The 20,564-nt window shown below is 61.4% G+C and carries 6 protein-coding genes and 3 pseudogenes; 4 read left to right on the forward strand and 5 right to left on the reverse strand.

The window, feature by feature from the left end; translation table 11 throughout:
- Positions 1 to 7 precede the first annotated feature (7 nt).
- Both ACXPVS_RS24905 and ACXPVS_RS24910 read right to left on the reverse strand, forming a co-directional pair.
- Positions 8 to 106: pseudogene (locus ACXPVS_RS24905) on the reverse strand (alpha/beta fold hydrolase); the annotation flags it as partial.
- Positions 107 to 156: 50 nt separating this feature from the next.
- Positions 157 to 13,155, reverse strand: coding sequence for a non-ribosomal peptide synthetase (locus tag ACXPVS_RS24910; RefSeq protein ID WP_458512270.1), 12,999 nt, complete (start codon positions 13,153 to 13,155; stop codon positions 157 to 159).
- 382 nt (positions 13,156 to 13,537) lie between these two features.
- Between ACXPVS_RS24910 and ACXPVS_RS24915 the strand changes: the two genes are divergently transcribed.
- Entirely contained in the window at positions 13,538 to 14,086 is a 549-nt protein-coding gene (locus tag ACXPVS_RS24915) for an RNA polymerase factor sigma-70 (RefSeq protein WP_458512271.1), read from the forward strand.
- Between the two features lie 50 nt (positions 14,087 to 14,136).
- On the opposite strand, the gene ACXPVS_RS24920 is transcribed toward ACXPVS_RS24915, so the two are convergent.
- The 3 genes from ACXPVS_RS24920 to ACXPVS_RS24930 form a co-directional block, all read right to left on the reverse strand.
- On the reverse strand, positions 14,137 to 15,150 hold the full coding sequence (locus ACXPVS_RS24920; protein WP_458512272.1) for a GNAT family N-acetyltransferase: 1,014 nt from the start codon (positions 15,148 to 15,150) through the stop codon (positions 14,137 to 14,139).
- Between the two features lie 100 nt (positions 15,151 to 15,250).
- The gene (locus tag ACXPVS_RS24925; RefSeq protein WP_458512273.1) at positions 15,251 to 16,057 is read right to left on the reverse strand and encodes a substrate-binding periplasmic protein; all 807 of its coding nucleotides are present in this window, start codon (positions 16,055 to 16,057) and stop codon (positions 15,251 to 15,253) included.
- A gap of 91 nt (positions 16,058 to 16,148) precedes the next feature.
- Entirely contained in the window at positions 16,149 to 16,775 is a 627-nt protein-coding gene (locus ACXPVS_RS24930) for a TetR/AcrR family transcriptional regulator (RefSeq protein ID WP_458512274.1), read from the reverse strand.
- A gap of 190 nt (positions 16,776 to 16,965) precedes the next feature.
- Here ACXPVS_RS24930 and ACXPVS_RS24935 point away from each other — a divergent pair, with 190 nt between their 5' ends.
- The 3 genes and pseudogenes from ACXPVS_RS24935 to atuC all read left to right on the forward strand — a co-directional run bounded on the left by ACXPVS_RS24935 (position 16,966) and on the right by atuC (position 20,552).
- Entirely contained in the window at positions 16,966 to 18,756 is a 1,791-nt protein-coding gene (locus ACXPVS_RS24935; RefSeq protein WP_458512275.1) for an acyclic terpene utilization AtuA family protein, read from the forward strand.
- A gap of 12 nt (positions 18,757 to 18,768) precedes the next feature.
- A pseudogene (locus ACXPVS_RS24940) lies at positions 18,769 to 18,865 on the forward strand (2,4-dienoyl-CoA reductase); the annotation flags it as partial.
- Positions 18,866 to 18,935: 70 nt separating this feature from the next.
- Positions 18,936 to 20,552: pseudogene (gene atuC, locus ACXPVS_RS24945) on the forward strand (geranyl-CoA carboxylase subunit beta).
- Positions 20,553 to 20,564: the final 12 nt, after the last annotated feature.

Consider the following 20,564-nt stretch of genomic DNA (forward strand, 5'->3'; position numbering starts at 1 on the left):
ACGATCTTTACTTGCCTTTTTCCAGCCATTTCAGGAGTGCATCGGTGACAAACGGCGGATTCTCCAGATTGGAGATAGGCGCCGCTTCCGGCACCAGCACCGATGGGAACTCCACCGTCAACCTTGCAGTTGTCTGCACTGTGGTCTCATCGAGAATCAAAGCCCCTCCAACTCAGCCATCAGGTCATTGAGGCGATCTGCCTTCTCCTCGGTGATGTCGCTCGCCGCCAATCCGTCGATGTATTGGGCCAACTCCGCCACCGTGCTGCATTCGAACATCGCCCGCAGCGGCACATCACGTTGCAGGTTTTTTTGCACCCGCGAAGCGATCTGCGTCGCCAGCAATGAATGCCCGCCCAGCTCGAAGAAGTTGTCGCGAACACCGACCTTTTCGACCTTCAGCACCTCGGCCCAGATATCCGCCAGCGTCTGCTCCAGCTCATTGCGTGGTGCCTGGTAGTCCTGACGCTGCAACTGGCCGATGTCCAGCACCGGGAGTGCCTTGCGATCAAGCTTGCCGTTGGCATTCAGCGGCATCCGCTCAAGCCACAACCAATGCAGCGGCACCATGTATTCCGGCAATTCAGCGCGCAGGCATTGCTTGATGCGCTCCAGTCGCTCCATTGGATTGATCAAAGAATCAGCCGCTACCAAATAGCCGACCAGATGCTTGCCGTTGATGCCGTCCTGTACACCGACCGCCGCTTCGCGCACTTGCGGTTGCTCATGCAGACGCGCCTCGATTTCACCCAATTCGATGCGGTAGCCGCGGATTTTCACTTGGTGGTCGATCCGCCCGACGTATTCCAGCACGCCGTCACTGCGACGACGGGCCAGATCGCCGGTGCGATACAGACGATCCCCCGGCGCGCCAAACGGGTTAGGCACAAACACTTGAGCCGTACGTAACGGATCACTGACGTAGCCACGGCCGACACCGGTACCCGCGACGCACAACTCACCCACCGCACCCAACGGCACCAGCTCCAGCGCGCCATCAAGCAGGTACAAACGGTTGTTGTCGGTCGGCGTGCCAATCGGCAGGTAACTGCCACGCGTCGACGCCATGTCGACGCGGAAGAATGCCACGTCATCCGAGCATTCCGCCGGCCCGTAAGCATTAACCAGCCCGATCTGCGGGTAGCGCAGCAACCATTGGTGTGCGAGCTCTGGAGGCATCGCTTCACCGGTCGGCAGCATCCAGCGCAGACCGTCGACGCTCATGCGTTCCTGAGCGAGCATGCCCTGAATCAGCGACGGCACGCTTTCCAGCACGGTGATGCCCTGGGCCGACACATGCGCCAGCAACCCTTGCGGATCATGGGCGATGGTGTTCGGCACGATGTCCACCCGAGCGCCGAACAGCGGTGCGGCGAGGAACTGCCAGACCGAGATGTCGAAACTTTGCGAGGCGGTCTGGGCGATCACATCGTCGATGCCCAGATTCAGGTACGGCACCTTGCTCAGCTGGTTGTTAAGCATGCCGCGCTGCTCGACCATCACCCCCTTCGGCAAACCGGTGGAACCCGAGGTGTAGATCACGTAGGCGAGGTTATCCGGAGCGCTGTAAATGCCTGGATTGGCCACCGAAATGTCGCTCGCTTGCACCGCTTCCCAAACCAGCAATTTCGGCCGATTGGCGCACCCGAACTCTTCCAGTAAAACGACTGCCTGCTCGCGACAAGCCTGGGTACAGACCAGCAACAGCGTGCGGCTCAGGTCGATGATCCGGCTAAGCCGCTGACTCGGCAGACCCGGGTCCAGCGGTAGATAACCGGCGCCAGCCTTGAAGCTGCCGATAATCATGCCGAGCAAATCGAGGTTACGTTCAGCCAGCAACGCCACCGGTTGATCCAACCCGACACCGGCGTCGATCAGCGCATGACCGAGACGGTTACTGCGCTGGTTCAGCTCGACGTAGCTATGCTGCTGATCCAGGCAACTGGCGGCAATGCGCTGTGGATGCCGAGCAACTTGTGCTTCGAACAACTCGACGTAACTCTGCTCCAGCGGGTATTCATGCTCGCTCTGGTTGCAGCCATGGATCAGGAAGTCCTGCTCATCAAAGCCCAGCAACGGCAGATCGGCCATGTCGCCGTGGAAACCTTGGACCAGTGCCAGCAGCAACCGCTTGAACTCGCCGAGCATGCGCTCGACGGTCGATTCATCGAAATAACGCTGGTCGTAAGACAAGTGCAAGCCTAGGTCATCACCCGGATAGCAAACCGCCGTCAGCGGGAAGTTGGTGTGGGTGCGGCCCGAATCCGAGGTCGCGTTGAGGCTTTGCGCACGGTCCAGCACCGAGACGTCCACCGGGGCGTTTTCGAACACAAACAGGCTGTCAAACAACGGCTGGCCCTTGGGCAGTTCGCTATTTTCCTGAATGCTTACCAGCGGCAGGTATTCGTACTCGCGCAGTTGCATGTTGCTGTCGAGCAAGCCGCTGAGCCATTGACGAACGCTGCAGCGCTGATCGTCTTCGGGCATTTTCACCCGCAGCGCGACGCTGTTGATGAACAGCCCGACCGTGCGTTGCATCTCTGGCATGTCCACCGGGCGCCCGGCCACTGTGACACCGAACAACACGTCGCGATCACCGCTCAAACGGCGCAACACCAACGCCCACGCCGCTTGGACAAAGGTGTTGATGGTCAGTTGATGCGCCTGAGCCAGCTCACGCAGTTGCGCACCGTCTCGGGCATCGAGCCTGGTGTAGCGGTCGCCGACGATCATGCCACCGCTTTCGCCGGCATGTTCACGCAAGAACGGCCGGTCGCTCGGTATCGGCGTGGTCCGCTCGAAGCCTTGCAGGTTGGCTTTCCACCACTGCCGCGCCTCGGCCAGGCTCTGGCGTTGCAGCCAGCCGATGTAGTCGCGATAGCGCGACACAGGCCCAAGCTGCGCCTCCCGGCCTTCGCCGAGGGCGGTGTAGATGTCGAAGAAATCGTTCATCAGCAGCGAACGGCACCAGGCATCGATGAGGATGTGGTGGTTGCTCATCATGAACCAGTAACGCGCCGCGCCAACCTTGATCAGACGCAGGTGGAACGGTGCCTGATTGAGCAGATCGAACCCGGCCTCACGCTCGCTTTTGAGCAGCGCCTGCAACGTCGGTTCCTGCTGGGCGTCGGCGATTGCGCTCCAGTCCAGGTACTCGATTGGCGTGCTGCCCGGCTTGTGGATAACTTGCAGCATGTCTTCGCCGACGTTCCAGCAGAACGATGCGCGCAAGGCTTCGTGACGGGCGATCACCGCTTGCCAGGCCTGGGCGAAACGCTGCGGGTCGAGCTCGCTGTTGATGCGGTAGCGATCCTGCATGCAGTAGAGGCCGGTGCCCGGTTCCAGCAAGGTGTGCAGCAGCATGCCTTCCTGCATCGGGGTCAGCGGGTAGACGTCTTCGATGGCGGCGGCCGGGATTGGCAGCGCGTCGAGTTGCGACTGGGTCAGTTTCGCCAACGGGACGTCCGACGGCGTCAGGCCTTCCACGTCGTCGCGCAGGCAATGCTCGATCAGGCGATGCAATTCGTCGAGGTAAGCGTCTGCCAACTCAGTGATGGTCTGCAGGTGATGGCGTTCAGCGCTGAAGGTCCAACGCAGCACCAGTTCACCGCCATAGACCTGACTGTCGACGCTCAGTTCATTGGGCAGCGGCGCGCGCGGATCATGGGCCGCGCCGACCGCTTCATCGAGAGGCAGGAACAAGGCGTCCGCGCCGAAGCTCTGGTCGAACTGACCGAGGTAGTTGAAGGTGATCGGTGCCACCGGTAACGCGGCCATGGTCTGCCGGCTCGAGTCATCGGCGAGATAACGCAACACGCCATACCCCAGACCTTTATGCGGCACCGCGCGCAGTTGTTCCTTGATCGCCTTGATCGAGGCGCCCTGCTCGGCGGCTTCTTCAATGTTGAGCGGCGTCAAGCGCAGCGGATAAGCGCTGGTGAACCAGCCGACGGTGCGGGTCAGGTCGATCTCGTCGAACAGCGTTTCGCGGCCGTGCCCTTCGAGTTGAATCAGCACCGATTCGTGACCGCTCCGGCGGCACAGCACGCGAGCCAATGCGGTCAGCAGCAAGTCGTTGACCTGAGTGCGATAGGCGCTCGGCGCTTGCTGCAACAACTGGCGGGTGCGCTCACTGTCCAGGCGCACGCTGACGGTTTGCGCATGACCATTCTGCCGGCCACCCTCAGGGCGATCACACGGCAACTGGCTGCTCTCACCGGCCAGTTGCGACTGCCACCAGCTCAGTTCTTCACGCAGGGATTCGCTGCTGGCATACGTTTGCAAGCGTGCGGCCCAGTCCTTGAACGCACTGGTTTTCGCTGGCAGTTTTGCCAACTGCCCCGCGTCCAGTTGGCGATACACCGTTTGCACATCGTCCAGCAACACCCGCCACGAAACCCCATCCACGACCAAGTGGTGAATGGCGATAAACAGCCGCTGTTGCCCCTCCGGCCCATCGACCAGCAGCACGCGCATCAGTGGCCCGTCCTCAAGATCAAGGCTGCGCTGGGCATCGGCGAACAGTGCCGCGCATTTGTCCATGGACGAAACACGCACTTGCCACAGCGCCGGCGCGTCGGAAATCGCCTGGTGCTCGGCCTCCCATTGACCTGCGACTTCGCTAAAGCACAAACGCAAAGCGTCGTGCTGTTCAATCACCGCCAGCAGCGCTTGCTCCAGACGATGAGGTTCCAGTGCCACGGTCGGTTCCAGCAGCAGTGCCTGGTTCCAGTGTTGGCGCTGGGGGATGTCGGTGTCGAAGAACCAGTGCTGGATCGGCGTCAGACGCGATTCGCCAGTCAGCAAACCTTGTTCGGCGCTGACCTGCTCGGTGCGGGTCGCCACGGCGGCCAGGGTCTGCACGGTCTGGTGCTGGAACAGGTCACGCGGGCTGAAGTGAATGCCCTGCTGCCGCGCACGACTGACCACCTGAATCGACAGAATCGAGTCGCCGCCCAGTTCGAAGAAGTTGTCATTGAGGCCGACCTGTAGGACGTTCAGCACTTCGCACCAAATGCCGGCCAACGTCAGCTCAAGCGCGTTGCTCGGCGCCACGTAATGCTGACGGTTCAGTTCCGGGTCCGGTGCCGGTAATGCGCGGCGGTCGAGTTTGCCGTGGGCGGTCAGCGGCATGCACGCCAGCAGGATCAAATGCGCTGGCACCATGTAATCCGGCAGTTGGGATTTGAGGTGGGCCTTGAGCGCTTCGCGCAGTACAGCTTGTTGCGGTTCGTCCTGCTCGGCGACTTCAGTCACCAGATAGCCGACCAGTTGTTTGCCGCTCGGGGCATCCAGCGCCAGTACCACGGCTTCACGGATCGATTCATGTTCCAGCAGACGGGTCTCGATTTCGCCCAGTTCAATGCGGAAACCTCGAATTTTCACTTGATGGTCAATACGTCCGAGGTATTCCACCAGACCGTCGGCGCGCTGGCGCACCAGATCGCCGGTGCGGTACAGACGCCCGCCGTTGGTCGTAAAAGGATCGGCGACAAACCGCTCGGCCGTCATACCCGGACGCTGGTGATACCCCTGCGCCAGACCGGCGCCACCGACGTACAACTCGCCCGTTGCCCCTTGCGGCACCAATGCCAGATCAGCGTCGAGGATGTAGGCCACGCGCGCGCCAATCACACTGCCAATCGGTACGCTGGCGAGGCCTTCTTCCAATTGCTCGGGCGCCAGGCTCGCCAGGGGCATGACCACGGTTTCGGTCGGCCCGTAGGCGTTGAAAAACAGGCTCGGTTTGAACGCCGCACGAATCCGCGTCAGGTGCTCGCCCGTCAGCGCTTCACCGCCGGTGATGCACATGCGCACTGGCAGGATTTCGCCCTGAGTCGCCAGCCACTGTGCCAACTGGCTGCCGTAGCTCGGGGTGAAGCCGAGGATGTTGATGTTGTGACGGCGAATCAGACCGCAGATTTCTTCCGCGTCCCACTGACCCTGTGCTCGCAACACCACCTGAGCGCCACTCAACAACGGCACCAGCAAACGCTCGGTCGCGGCGTCGAAGTTGATGGAGTAAAAATGCAGTTCGCAGTCGTCCGCTCGCATGCCGAAGCGCTCGATCACCGCACGGCAATGCATGGCGATTTCACCGTGGGACACCACCACGCCTTTCGGTTTGCCGGTAGAGCCCGAGGTGTAAATCAAGTACGCCTGATCCTGCGGCAGGCTGATAAACGGCAGCTCGGTGGCCGGGTAGTTGGCCAGTGTGGCGGCGTCCTCTTCGAGGCACCAGCGAGCCACGGTTGGCGGCAGCTCGCCAAGCGCTGCGAACATCGCCGCATTGCTGAGCAGCAAACCGATGCCGCTGTCTTCAATCATGTAGTGCAAACGGCCCAGCGGGTATTCGGGGTCCAGCGGCACATAGGCGCCGCCCGCCTTGAGGATCGCCAGCAAGCCGATGACCATTTCCAGCGAACGCTCAAACGCCAGACCCACCCGAACGTGCGGCCCGACGCCACGCTCGCGGAGCATCCAGGCCAGACGATTGGCGCGGCTGTCGAGCTCGGCGTAGCTCAGGGTTTGCCCGGCGAAGGTCAATGCCGGTGCATCTTTTCGGGCCAGGGCCTGCTCGCTGAACAGGTGATGAATGCACTGGTCGAGGCGATGCTCGCCCGGCTCGACGCCGAGGCTGTCGAGCAGGTGTTGCTGTTCGGTGGCTTCCAACAGTGGCAGTTCACTGAGGCGTTGTTGTGGATCGGCCAGCAGCGCTTCCAGCAGGTTGCGCCAATGCCCGGCCATCCGCGCAATGCGTGGTTCATCGAACAGATCGGTGCTGTAGGTCAGGCAGCAACCCAGGCGATGGTCGAGGTCGGTGACTTCCAGGTTGAGGTCGAACTTGGTCGCCCGTGCATCGTTCGCCAGGTACTCGACGGTCATGCCGGCGAGCGTGCGGCTCTGCTGAAATTCCCAGCGCTGCACGTTGCACATCACCTGGAACAGTGGGTTGTACGCCGCGCTGCGCGATGGCTGCAGGGCTTCCACCAAGTGATCGAACGGCAGGTCCTGATGGGACTGGCCTTCAATCACGGTATGGCGAACCTGCTCGAACAACTCGCCCACGGACATCTGCCCGTCGAGCTGGCAACGCAGCACTTGGGTGTTAAGGAATGCACCGATCAGCCCTTCACTTTCCGGACGAATCCGGTTCGCCACCGGCGCGCCAATGCGCAGGTCGGTCTGGCCGCTGTAGCGGTAAAGCAGCACCGCCAGTGCGGCGGTCATGGTCATGAACAAGGTCAGACCGTTTTGTGCATTAAAGGCACGAACGCGCGCGGCAAGATCATCACTCAGATCGAAACGGAACAATTCGCCCTGATGGCTTTGCACGGGAGGACGCGGACGGTCGCTCGGCAGCTCCAGCAATGGATGTTCGCGGCCCAGTTTCGCGGTCCAGTAGTCGAGTTGGCGCTGACGTTCACCGGACTCCAGCCACTGACGCTGCCAGACGCTGTAATCCAGGTAGTCCACCGGCAGCGGTTGCAGCGGCGATTCGCGGTCATCGACGAAGGCCTCGTAGAGCGCGCTCAGTTCCCGGGCGAAGATGTCCATCGCCCAGCCTTCGGTGACGATGTGGTGCAGGGTCAGCACCAGGTAGTGCTCCTGCTCGGCGGTCTTGACCATGCAGGCGCGCAGCAGGGGGCCGGTTTCCAGATCGAAGGGTTTATGCGCCTCCTCGTCGGCCAGTTGCTGGACGCGTTGTTCGCGGCGATCAACGTCGAGCACGGAGAAGTCCTTCCAGTCCATGCGCATCCCGGTGTCCGGGTGAACCCGTTGTTGCGCCACGCCATCGACGCTCGGGAACGTGGTGCGCAGGGTTTCATGACGCCTGATCAGCGCTTGCAGCGCGGCGTCGAAGCGCCCGACATCGAGCACCCCGCGCAGCCGCGCCATGCCGCCGACGTTGTAGGCGGGGCTATCCGGCTCCATCTGCCAGAGGAACCACATGCGTTGTTGGGAATAGGACAACGGCACCGGTTGGCTGCGGTCGGCTTTCTCGATCGGCGGTTGCTGGTTGGTTTTGCCACTGGCCTGGATCAGTTGAACCTGTTCGACAAACGCGCCCAGCTCACTGTTTTCGAACAGCGCACGCAACGGCAACTCGACGTCGCAGGCCTGACGAGTACGGGAAATGATTTGCGTGGCCAGCAAGGAATGGCCGCCCAGTGCGAAGAAATCGTCACGCAGGCCGATTTGTGTTTGGCCCAACACTTCACGCCAGATGCCGGCGATTTGTTGCTCGAGGGCTGTGACCGGTTCGACGTGTTCGCGGACTCGGCATTGCGGTTCAGGCAAGGCGCGACGGTCGAGTTTGCCACTGGGGGCCAGGGGCATTTCGTCCAGGCGCATCAGTTGCGCCGGGACCATATACGCCGGCAACTCAGCCGCCAGCGCAGTTTTCAGACGTGCGGCTTGGACATCAACATCTTCGATGGAATCGATTGCGGTGTAGTAACCGATCAACTGTCCGCCGGCCGCTGTTTCGCGCACCAGCACCACGGCTTGAGCGACGCCGTCCTGAGCCAGCAGACGCGCTTCGATTTCTTGCGGCTCAACGCGAAAGCCACGCAGCTTGACCTGCTGATCGAGACGGCCGAGGTATTCGATCACGCCGTCGGCGGTCCAGCGGGCACGGTCACCCGTGCGGTACAGACGCGCGCCCTGCTCGCCCAACGGATCGACCACAAAGCGTTCGGCGGTCAGGCCTGGACGACCCAAATAGCCACGGGCCAGGCCGATACCGCTGATGCACAGCTCGCCCGGCACACCGGCCGGAACGGGGTTGAGCGCCTCATCGAGCACGCGGCACAGCACATTGCCCAGCGGACGACCAATCGGCGAGCGTTCGCCATCGGCGGTTGTGCAGTGCCAATGAGTGACGTTAATCGCAGTTTCGGTCGGGCCGTAGCGGTTGTGCAATTGCACGGCCGGCAGTTGTTCCAACACGCGGTTGCGCAGTTCGGCGGGCAAGGCTTCGCCACCGGAGAATACGCGGCGCAGGCTGGTGCATTCAGCGGTCAGCGGTTCGTCGATGAACAGCGCCAGCAGCGGCGGCACGAAGTGCAGCGTGGTCACGCCGTATTGCCGAATACGCTGTGCGATGCGGTGCGGATCGCGGTGTTCACCCGGCCCGGCGAGCAGCAGACGGCAGCCGGTAATCAGCGGCCAGAAGCATTCCCACACCGACACGTCAAAACTGATCGGCGCCTTTTGCATCAGCACGTCGGTGTCGTTCAAACGATAGGTGCCCTGCATCCATTGCAGACGCTCGGCGAGGGCTGCGTGGGTGTTGCCGACGCCCTTCGGCTGGCCGGTGGAACCGGAGGTATAAATCACATACGCCAGGTTGTCGCCGTGCAAGTGCAGGCCCGGTGCGTGGTTCGGCCAGCACTCCAGAGGCAAGGCGTCCATGGCGATCACACTGACGCCCTCGGTGGCCGGCAAGCGCTCGAGTAATTGGGTTTGGGTCAGCAGCAACTCGACGCCGCTGTCGCGGAGCATGTAGGCCAGGCGTTCGGCCGGGTAATCCGGGTCCAGCGGCACGTAGGCGCCACCGGCCTTGATAATCGCCAGCAGACCGATCAGCAACTGCGGTGAACGCTCGGCGGCAATGGCCACGCAGACGTCCGGGCCGACGCCTTTGTCCCGCAGATAATGGGCCAGGCGGTTGGATTGGGTGTGCAGTTCGGCGAAGTCCATGGCGCCACCGTCCCACATCAGCGCAGTGCGCTCAGGGGTCCGGCGAGCCTGTTCGTTGAGCAATTGTGGCAACCAAACGCTGGCCGGTGTGCACGGTGCGGCGCTCCACGATGCTTGCTGATCAAGCTCGGAGGGGGTCAGCAGTTGCAGATCACCGATGGCGGTTTTCGGTTGTTCGCAAATGGCTCGCAGCAGGTTGCTGAAATGCTCGGCCAGACGCTCGATAGTCGCCACCTCGAACAGTTCGCTGGCGTAGTCGAAGGACAGGCTCAGGTGACCCTTGCGGTCTTCCTCGCTGTGCAACTGCAGGTCGAACTTGGCTTCACGGCTGTGCCACGGCAGCTCTTCGGCCAGCAACCCGGGCAGGCGACGCAGTGCGCTCAAGTCCCGCTGCTGGTGGTTGAACATGACCTGGAACAAACCTTGTTCGCGGGCGTGCGGGAAGGCTTCGAGCAATTGTTCGAACGGCAAATCCTGATGCGCTTGCGCGTCCAACGCGGCCCGACGGGTTTGCGCCAGCAGCTCAACGAATGGCAGCTGCGGATCCAGCTCGGCACGCAGCACCTGGGTGTTGATGAAGAAGCCGATCAGCCCTTGGGTTTCCAGGCGCGGACGGTTGGCGTTCGGCACGCCGATACGGATGTCGCGTTGGCCGCTGTAGCGGTGCAGCAGGCTCTGGAACGCGGCGAGCAACAGCATGAACGAGGTGGATTCATGGGCCTGGGCGGTTTGGCGAATGGCATCGCTCAGGGTCGCGCCCAGCTTCACAGAATGGCGGGCAGCCGTGTGCATGTGGTGCGCCGAACGCAGATGATCAGTGGCCAGGCCCAGGGTCGGATGATCAAAGTCCAATTGTGCTTTCCAGTAAGCCAACTGACGCTCGCCCTCCCCTTGCGCCAGCCATTGACGCTGCCAACTGCCGTAATCGGCGTATTGGGTCGGCAATGCTGGAAGTGTCGCCTTTTGTCCTTGTGACGCGGCGGCATACAGGCGCGAGAACTCGTCGATCAGCACGTTCAGCGACCAGCCGTCGGCGATGATGTGGTGCAGCGTCACCAACAGTTGATGGTCCGCTTCATCGAGTCGCACCAAGGTCACCCACAACAATGAGCCTTGCTCCAGATCGAATTGAGTACGGGCTTCGTCTTCTCGGATCTGCTGCGCACGGACTTCACGCTCGGCAACCGGCAGGTCGCTGATATCGATGAGTTGCAGGTTGAATTCGCTCGCTGCATCGACCTGTTGCAGCGCCACCCCGTCACGCTCGAAGAACCGTGTGCGCAGGGATTCGTGACGCTCGATCAGTTGCTGGAAACTGGCGCGCAAGGCGTCTTCATCCAGCTCGCCGCGCAAGCGCAAGGCGCCGGGAATGTTGTAGGCGCGGCTCTGCGGGTCGAGTTGCCAGGTGATCCACAGACGGTTTTGCGCAAGCGATTGCGGCAGGGCTTCGGTGCGCGACAGCGGGGTGATCGCGCCTTGGGCGAGACCGCCGTCCTGTTGTTGCTGAGCGACTGCGCCAGCAAACGCGCCAAGGGTCGGCGCTTCGAACAGCAGGCGCAGGTTCAGCTCCAGGCCGAGTGCTTCGCGCAGACGCGCAACCACCTGAGTGGCGGCAATGGAGTTGCCGCCCAGCAGGAAAAAGTGATCGTCGGCACTGATCTGTTTGATCTGCAGTTGCTCGCACCAGATCTGGCCAATCAAGATTTGCAGCTCAGTACCCGTTTCGGTTTTCTCTTCTCTGTCGGTAAGCGTCGACGGAAACCGTGCATAGCTGTCGAGGCTGCCGTCCGCCAGACGATTGCAGCATGCCGAGCGTTGCAGTTTGCCGCTGGAGGTCTTGGGCAACGCGCCCGGATTGAGCAGCACCACCACGCTTGGCGCTTGCTGATACGCCTCCGCCACGGCTTGGCGGATGGCGTTGATCAGGGCGTCAGGCGGAAGGATTTTCTGCACGCTGCGGCTGATTTCCGCCGCAATGCCAATGCCTTCCTGACCCTCGATGTTCACGGCGAAAGCGGCGACACGACCTTTGCGCACCACCTCCACCTCGCGCTCAATGGTTTGCTCGATGTCCTGTGGATAAAGGTTGTGACCACGAACGATCAACATGTCTTTCAGGCGCCCGGTGATAAACACTTCACCGCTGCGCATAAAGCCCAGGTCGCCGGTGCGCAGCCAGGTACGGCCAGCGTGCTGAACGAAGGTTTTGGCGCTGGCCTGCGGGTTGCGCCAGTAGCCGTGGGCGATGCTCGGCCCGGCGGCCCAGACTTCGCCGACCGTGTTGTCAGCCAACGCGTTGAGCGCCGTCGGATCGACAATCATCACCGCGTGATCCGGCTGACTGATGCCGCAACTCATGATTGGGCTGCCATCGCCCGGCTCGGCACGGTTTTGTGCCAGGGCCTGATCGTCCACGCGCAGGCTGCCAATGCCCTGGCCGCGAGGGCTGCCGGCCACGAACAGCGTCGCTTCGGCCAACCCGTAGGACGCCATGAAACTGTCTTGGGTGAAACCGCAGTCCGCGAACTTTTCGGCGAAGCGATCCAGCGTATCGAGGCGAATCGGTTCGGAACCGCAATACGCTACGCGCCAGCCGCTGAGGTCGAGGCGCGCCAGGGCTGATGCGCTGACTCGCTCGCTGCACAGTCGATAGGCAAAGTCCGGCCCGCCGCTGATGGTGCCGCCGTACTCGCTGATCGCCTCCAGCCAGCGCAACGGCCGGCCAAGGAAATACGCCGGCGACATCAACACGCACGGCACGCCGCTGAAAATCGGCTGCAACAGACCGCCGATCAGCCCCATGTCGTGGTACAGCGGCAACCAGCTGACGATCACGTCGTCAGGATTCAGATCAATGCCAAAGCCGTGGCGAATCAGCAGCTCATTGGCCACCAGGTTGCCGTGGCTGACTTGCACCCCTTTAGGCAACGCGGTGGAGCCGGAGGTGTATTGCAGGAAAGCGATGTGGTCATCTGCAAGGTTCGGCGCCACCCAATGTTCGGCCAGGGCGCTGTCGAGCGTATCGACACACAGCAACGGCGGCGCGCCCTCTATTTGCTGCAACGCATCGCGCAGACTGGCGCTGGTCAGCAGCAGACGCGGTTCGGCATCGCTGATGATCGACAGCAGACGCTCCTGATGATGACGACGTGCCGACTCCGGCGGATAGGCCGGCACCGCGATCACACCGGCGTACAGGCAGCCGAAGAACGCCGCGACGTAATCCGGGCCGCTGGGAAACAGCAGCACCGCGCGATCGCCAAACGCAGCCTCGCGCTGCAACGCGCCAGCGATGGTCCGCGCCCGCTGATCCAGCTCGCGATAACTGAGCACCACAGCCTGATCCTGGGTTTCGGCAAGAAAACGCAAGGCCATCCGGTCCGGCGTCAGGGCCGCTCGGCGCTGAAGGGCTTGGACCAGTGTGCTGGGGAGTTCGAACGCGTCGGTCATGAGGTTTCCTGCCTGAATTCGGCTTGCAAGTGAAATCGGTTTTCTGACGTCACGCCCTTCGGGGCGTGCAGGGCGCGGTCTTCGCCGACCGCGCAAGGCTTGGGAATGCTGTTTGGGTCGCAGCCGCTACCCGGAACCATTCACCAATGAGAACGGTTGACGTCTTGAAATAATTAGTCCGCAGGCTTGAAACCCAACAGGGCCGAATGAGGCAAGCGGGCACGTCAGCGTGTCGCAGTGCTCACTCGGCACCTCTGAGGAGCATTAGTTATCTTTCTCATTTGACAATAATTATCATTCAGAATAATTTGTCGCTCGATGTGTTGGACGGCTCAGCCCCGGCTTGCCGTCCCACGAACCTATTTGCAGGAAGGTGATTTCCATGACGGAACAAGTGTCCACAAGCAGGTGCGATTCACCGCTACTTCAGGCATTCGTCGACAATCGACTGATTCTGGTCAAGATTGCAGCCCGCATTACCGGTTGCCGGTCGCGTGCCGAAGACGTCGTGCAGGATGCGTTCTTCCGGCTGCATTCAGCACCGCAGATCACGTCTTCATTCAAGGCTCAGCTCAGCTACCTGTTCCAGATCGTGCGCAATCTGGCCATCGATCACTACCGCAAACAGGCGCTGGAGCAAAAGTATTCGGGCCCTGAAGAGGAAGGCCTGAACGTGGTGATTCAAGGCGCTTCTCCGGAAACCTCGCACATCAACTTCTCGACGCTGGAACACATTGCCGACGCGCTGACAGAGCTGCCCAGCCGCACCCGCTACGCCTTCGAGATGTACCGCCTGCACGGCGTGCCGCAAAAGGACATTGCCAAGGAGCTTGGCGTCTCGCCGACGCTGGTGAACTTCATGATTCGCGATGCGCTGGTGCACTGCCGCAAGGTGTCAGGCAGTCGTGTGGATACTTTTGCCCGCCGCTGATACTCAATCGCGCCTATGAAAAACGCAGCCCGAGGCTGCGTTTTTTTGTATCAAGCCAACGCACACCGATCAAAAAATCGCTCACGCCCCAACACCATCAACGCCGCGCGCTTGTGCGGGAAGTCGAACCCTTTTTCGCAGTGGAAGCCCTGATGCTGCATATGCCCGATCATCTTCGCGTTGTCGGCGCGAGGCTCGGCAACCACTCGCTGAGTGCGGGGATCGTCGAGAAACAGGTAATGCGTCAACGCCGATAACCAGCTCGCCACCTTGTGCGGGCCACGGTGATTTTCCTCACCCACCAACATGTGAATACCTCGGTCGTAATCGCCGGCCTCATAGAACGGCGCGATGCGATCTTCCTTGGCCCAATAGGCTTCAAAGTAGGCGAACGGCTCATCATCGAAACAACCGATCAGCGTCAACGTGTGGGGATCGGCTTCAAGTTTGCTGAGGTACTGGTGATGCTGCTCGAAACTGCCCTCCTCCTCCCAGAAACTCGCCACGCGCGGGCTGTTCTGCCAACGATTGAAACGCGCCAGGTCCAGATCGATGTCCACCGTGCGCAGGGAAATCCAGGCACCGAGGCGGGCATCAAAACGCCGATAGACTTCACCGCGCGGTTTCACCGGCCGCAGCGGATGACGCTTGCCGCCACAGAAGACCATTTGCTGCGGATAACTCGGTGTCAGTGACGCGCCCAGCCAAGGCTGAGGCAACTGCCAGAACAGCGTGCGTTCGCAACGATACTGGCCGACGATTTCGGTAGGGATCAGCAACCCACTGAGCAATGCTTCGGAGGGGGCTTCATCGAGATGCCAGGTCAGGCGCTGGCAGGCCGGGTCACGGGCAAACAACCAATAGCAGGCCGCCCAGACGGCTTGAATGTCGGTGTGGTCGAGGCGCTCTTCTACTTGCACGTGCAGGGCGGGCTCGCGAGTCAGGCGCAACTGAATCAGCGGCCGCCCTTCAAGGCTGAGACACAGGCGGTTTTCGGCTTCATCCGCTACAAGACGGCGTCCTGGCGGCAAGGCCAGGGCAGTCAGGTCATTGAGATTGGACATGGGTCGGGCTCACGTTAATCGTCGACAGTTCAACGAGGTGACGTCAGCCAGTGCGGAAAATTTAAGAGAAGTCGGTCAATACGCAACCTGTGGTGCGATATCAGGGGCCAGGGATCGGCACCACGGCGATCTTGTAGGGTTCGAAAATCTTCAGCATCTGGCCATTGTCCCGCAACCCTTGCAGCAACTTGCCAAATGCCTCGCCACTGATCGGTGCGGCCGGCCGGAGGATGGCGTAGTGGTGATAAATCTGATCGATACGCTGGGACACCAGCAGCCGATCGGCGACTTTCTCGTTGCGCAGCAAGTAATCGCTCAGGAAAGAGCGTGTCACCAGGGCAACGTCGGCACGTCCGCGCAGCACCATCAGCAGATTACTGTCATGGGAATACGTCAGCGTTGTGTCGTAGTGTTGCGCGAGGAATTTTGGATCGGCATTGAAGTTGGCGAACTCGTAGTGATAGCCGCTGAACAGCGCCAGACGTTTGCCGGCGAGGTCGGCAAAATAATTCTGCTGACGAACCGGCTGGCCATCGGGCTGGCGTTGCGCGACAAAAATCTCGGCGTCTTCCAGCCCCATGTCGACGGTGGTGTGCGCAATGTCCTTCCAGCCCCAGTCCGGGTTCTCGAAAATCGCCATGTCCACCCGGCCTTGCTTGAGGTCACCGAAACGCCGGGGAATGGAAGTGGGTACCAATACAAACTGATAGTCGTTCTGCAAGGCATTGAGCGCCTCGACCAGTTGCGGCAGCAAACCGGTGTCCGCACCGGATTCCGGGCGCACGGTATAAGGGGGGAAATGTGCGGCACCGACCCGCACCTGCTGTACGGCCTGGGACGGAACCATAAATAACGCCGCTAGCATCGCCAGCAAAAGCCGAGAAGCCGTCCTAATTGGCGAAGACATCAAAACAACCCACTCCCCAAAAAAATAATGTTCAGTGCATTCAAGCTAGGCGGTTTCGGCCACTTAGCCAGTTTCCTTCTGACGTGGAAAGCTATGGTTTCTCTTCGAGCACCAGAATCAACGCCTCATCGGCCAATTGATCGAGGCTCATGCCGCCGCCGGCGCGAAACCAGGTGGTGGTCCAGGACAACGCACCGGTCAGGAAACGACGTGTAATGAACACATCCACGCGGATAAAACCGGCCTCCTTGGCCTCACCCAGCACCTGTAGCCAGAGTTCTTCATAAATATCACGCAGCGCCAGCACCTGCGCCTGCCCGTCTGCGGACAGCGAACGCCATTCATACACCAACACCGCCATGGCCTCGCCGCTGCCGCCCATGATCGACTGCAACTCACAACGAATCAGCGCCAGTACCCGCTCGCGCACACCGCCGGCTTCCGCCAGGGCTGCACGCATCAACGCGGTGTTGTAGCGAATGGTTTCCTCCATCACCGCCCGCAGGATCTCGTCCTTGCTTTTGAAGTGATGAAAAATGCTGCCTGACTGAATCCCCACCGCGCCGGCCAGATCGCGCACGGTGGTGCGCTCATAACCTTTGTTGCGAAATAGGTGAGCCGCCACTTGCAGCAGTTTGCCGCGGGCGCTATCGGGGTCGGTCAACTGGCCGCTGTCGACCAGTTCGCGCATCACCCTCAGGGCTTTTTGCTCGTCCACCCGTTATCTCCTACAGTCGATCAATCAAATTCGCCGCTCGCCGCTAAAACTGCGGGGTTGCGCGGGCAATTTAAGCTGGCCGGCGCGACCAAGCAAGCGCTCGGGCAGAAGAACGTTAAGCCGTTTACAAACCAAGCGCTTGCTTGGTAGTCTCGGTGCACTTCTATCGGAGGTGGCTATGGAGTTGACTGTGCCAAAAACAATCCGCATCGGGTGCGCCAGCGCCTTCTGGGGGGACACCTCGACCGCCGCCGCGCAACTCGTCGAAGGTGGGCGCCTGGAGTATCTGGTCTTCGATTATCTGGCCGAGATTACGATGTCGATCATGGCCGGCGCACGGATGAAAGATCCCCAGGCCGGTTACGCCAGCGACTTCATCGAGGTCCTCAGCCCGCTGCTGGGTCAACTCGCCGAACAGAAAATCCGAGTCATCAGTAACGCCGGCGGGGTCAATCCGCAAGCCTGTGCCGACGCCTTGCAAACGGCCTGCGACAAAGCCGGGGTAACGCTGAAAATCGCCGTGCTGTTGGGCGATGACTTGCAGCCGCAGTTCAAACAGTTGGGCGGCAGCGGTATCCATGAAATGTTCAGCGGCGCGCCCTTGCCGCCGATGTGTGTCTCGACCAACGCCTACCTCGGCGCACCCGGCATCGTCGAAGCCCTGCGTCTGGGTGCCGACATCGTCATCACCGGCCGCGTGGTCGACAGCGCCGTGGTCAGTGCCGCGCTGGTGCATGAGTTCGGCTGGTCGTGGCACGACTACGACAAACTCGCCCAGGCCGCATTGGCCGGGCACATTATCGAATGCGGCGCCCAGTGCACCGGTGGCAACTTCACCGATTGGCGCGAGGTGCCTGACTACGAACACATCGGCTTCCCCATCGTCGAAGTCAGCGCCAACAGCCAGTTCATCGTCAGCAAACCCGAAGGCTCCGGCGGGCTGGTCACTCCACTGACGGTCGGCGAGCAGATGCTGTATGAAATCGGCAACCCGCAGGCGTATCTGCTGCCGGACGTGGTCTGCGATTTCACTGAAGTCAAACTCGTGCAACAAGGCAAACATGCAGTCCAGGTGCACGGCGCAAAAGGCTTGCCGCCGACCAATCAGTACAAGGTCAGCGCGACGTACCTGGACGGTTTTCGCTGCACCGCCAGTTGCCTGATCGCCGGGATCGATGCCGTCGACAAGGCGCGTCGAGTCAGCGAAGCGATTATCAACAAGACGTCGGAAATCTTCAGCCAGCGCGGTTGGCCACCCTACAGCGAAGTGAACATCGAACTGCTCGGCAGCGAGGCCACTTACGGCCCCCACGGTCAGCGTCATGACAGCCGCGAAGTGGTGATCAAACTTGCGGTGCGCCATCCGGGTAAACAGGCATTGATCGTGTTCTCCCGGGAAATCGCCCAGGCCGCCACCGGCATGGCGCCGGGATTGACCGGTATTGTCGGTGGACGGCCGGCGGTGTATCCGCTGATCCGGCTGTTCTCGTTCCTTATCGACAAAACCGCCTGCACGCTGGAAATTATTCTCAAGGGCCAGCACCACCCCTGTGCCTTGCCCGCCGTTGATGTACTCGACACCGCCGACTTGCCGGTGGCATACACCCCACCGAAACCCTCAGGCCGGGCCGATGCCAGCGTGGCCCTGATCAAACTCGCCGTGGCGCGCTCCGGCGACAAGGGCAATCACAGCAACATCGGCGTCATGGCCCGCAAGCCGGAGTACCTGCCGTGGATTGCCGAAGCCTTGACGCCAGAAGTGATCGTCGACTGGATGAGTCACGTCCTCGACCCGCTCCACGGACGTGTCGAACGCTGGTATCTGCCGGGCACCCACAGCCTTAATTTTCTGCTGGAGAACGCCCTGGGAGGCGGTGGCGTGGCCAGCCTGCGGATTGATCCGCAGGGCAAAGCCTTCGCCCAGCAACTGCTGGAAATCCAGGTACCGGTGCCGCGGCGTATCGCCGACCAAGTCAACTAGAGGGCTGTCGCCATGGCTTACGGTTCGATTTTCAAAGCCGATTTGTTTGCAGGCCAAACCATCATTGTCACCGCTGGCGGCAGCGGCATCGGTCGTTGCACAAGGCGCAGATCAGCGAGTCGTATAACGGTTTCCATCGCGCCTACTGGCCGGACGTCCTCAAGGATAAGGAATAAGCCATGCCGGTGATTGAGTCGCAAGTGGACCCGCTCAGCGAACAGTTCGCCCGCAATCACGCGGCGATGCAGGTCAGCATCAAGCACATCCGCCAGCTCGAGCAGAACCTGTTGAACAAGGCGGCCGAAGCCAAACCCAGGTTCGACAAGCGCGGCCAATTGTTGCCCCGTGAACGCCTCAACCTGCTGCTGGACCCCGGCGCCCCGTTCCTCGAACTGGCGAGCCTGGCGGGTTACAAGCTGCACGACGACAAGGACGGTAGTACCGCCGGCGGCGGGTTGATCGCCGGGATCGGCTACGTGTCCGGCGTGAGGGTGCTGGTGGTGGCGAACAACAGTGCGATCAAGGGCGGGACCATTTCCCCCAGCGGTTTGAAAAAATCCCTGCGCCTGCAACAGATCGCCATGGAGAACAAACTGCCGGTCATTACCCTGGCTGAAAGCGGTGGCGCCAACCTCAATTACGCAGCGGAGATTTTCGTCGAGGGCGCCCGCAGCTTTGCCAATCAGGCGCGGATGTCGGCCATGGGCCTGCCCCAAATCACAGTGGTCCATGGCTCGGCCACGGCGGGCGGCGCCTATCAGCCAGGGTTGTCGGATTACGTGGTAGTGGTGCGTGGCAAGGCCAAGCTGTTTCTGGCCGGGCCGCCGCTGCTCAAGGCTGCCACCGGCGAAGTCGCCACCGATGAAGCACTGGGCGGCGCCGAGATGCATGCGCAAGTTGCCGGCACCGCTGAATACCTGGCCGAGAACGATGCCGATGGCGTGCGGCAGGTACGCGAAATTGTCAGCCTGTTGCCGTGGAATGATCAGTTGCCCTGGGTACCCGAACGTCGCTGGGAAGAACCGCTCTACCCCATCGACGACTTGCTCGGGCTGATTCCGGACGACGCAAAAAAACCCTACGACGTGCGCGAAATCATCGCGCGGATTGCCGACGGCTCGAACTTTCTCGAATTCAAAGGCGAGTTCGATCAGCAAACCGTCTGCGGTCATTTGCAGATTCAAGGCCGCGCCTGTGGATTCATTGGCAACAATGGGCCGATCACGCCCAAGGGTGCGAGCAAGGCGGCGCAGTTCATTCAGCTCTGCGACCAGAGCCAGACGCCGCTGCTGTTTTTCCACAACACCACAGGATTCATGGTCGGCACCGAGTCGGAGCAGCAAGGCGTGATCAAGCACGGGGCGAAAATGATTCAAGCGGTGGCCAACGCCCGCGTGCCGAAACTGACCATCGTCGTCGGTGGCTCCTACGGCGCCGGCAACTACGCGATGTGCGGCCGCGGCCTCGACCCGCGCTTCATTTTCGCCTGGCCCAACAGCCGCACGGCGGTGATGGGCGGTACCCAGGCCGGTAAAGTGCTGCGGATCGTCACCGAGGCCAAGCAGGCCAAGGACGGTCTGGTGCCCGACCCGAAAATGCTCGACATGCTGGAGCAGGTCACCGCGCAGAAACTCGACAGCTAGTCCACCGCGTTGTACGGCAGCGCCAGCCTGTGGGACGACGGGTTGATCGATCCGCGCGATACCCGGACCTTGCTCGGGTACTTGCTGGATATCTGCCATGAAGCCGAAGTGCGGCCGCTGCAATCCAACAGTTTTGGCGTAGCCCGTTTCTAAGGGCGCTCAGGA

This window comes from Pseudomonas sp. Ma2-10 (assembly GCF_054330215.1).

Coding starts and splice junctions, on each gene's coding strand:
- ACXPVS_RS24925 (WP_458512273.1), bottom strand. CDS start 16,057: ATGTCTTCGCCAATTAGGACGGCTTCTCGGCTTTTGCTGGCGATGCTA.
- ACXPVS_RS24920 (WP_458512272.1), bottom strand. CDS start 15,150: ATGTCCAATCTCAATGACCTGACTGCCCTGGCCTTGCCGCCAGGACGC.
- ACXPVS_RS24910 (WP_458512270.1), bottom strand. CDS start 13,155: ATGACCGACGCGTTCGAACTCCCCAGCACACTGGTCCAAGCCCTTCAG.
- ACXPVS_RS24915 (WP_458512271.1), top strand. CDS start 13,538: ATGACGGAACAAGTGTCCACAAGCAGGTGCGATTCACCGCTACTTCAG.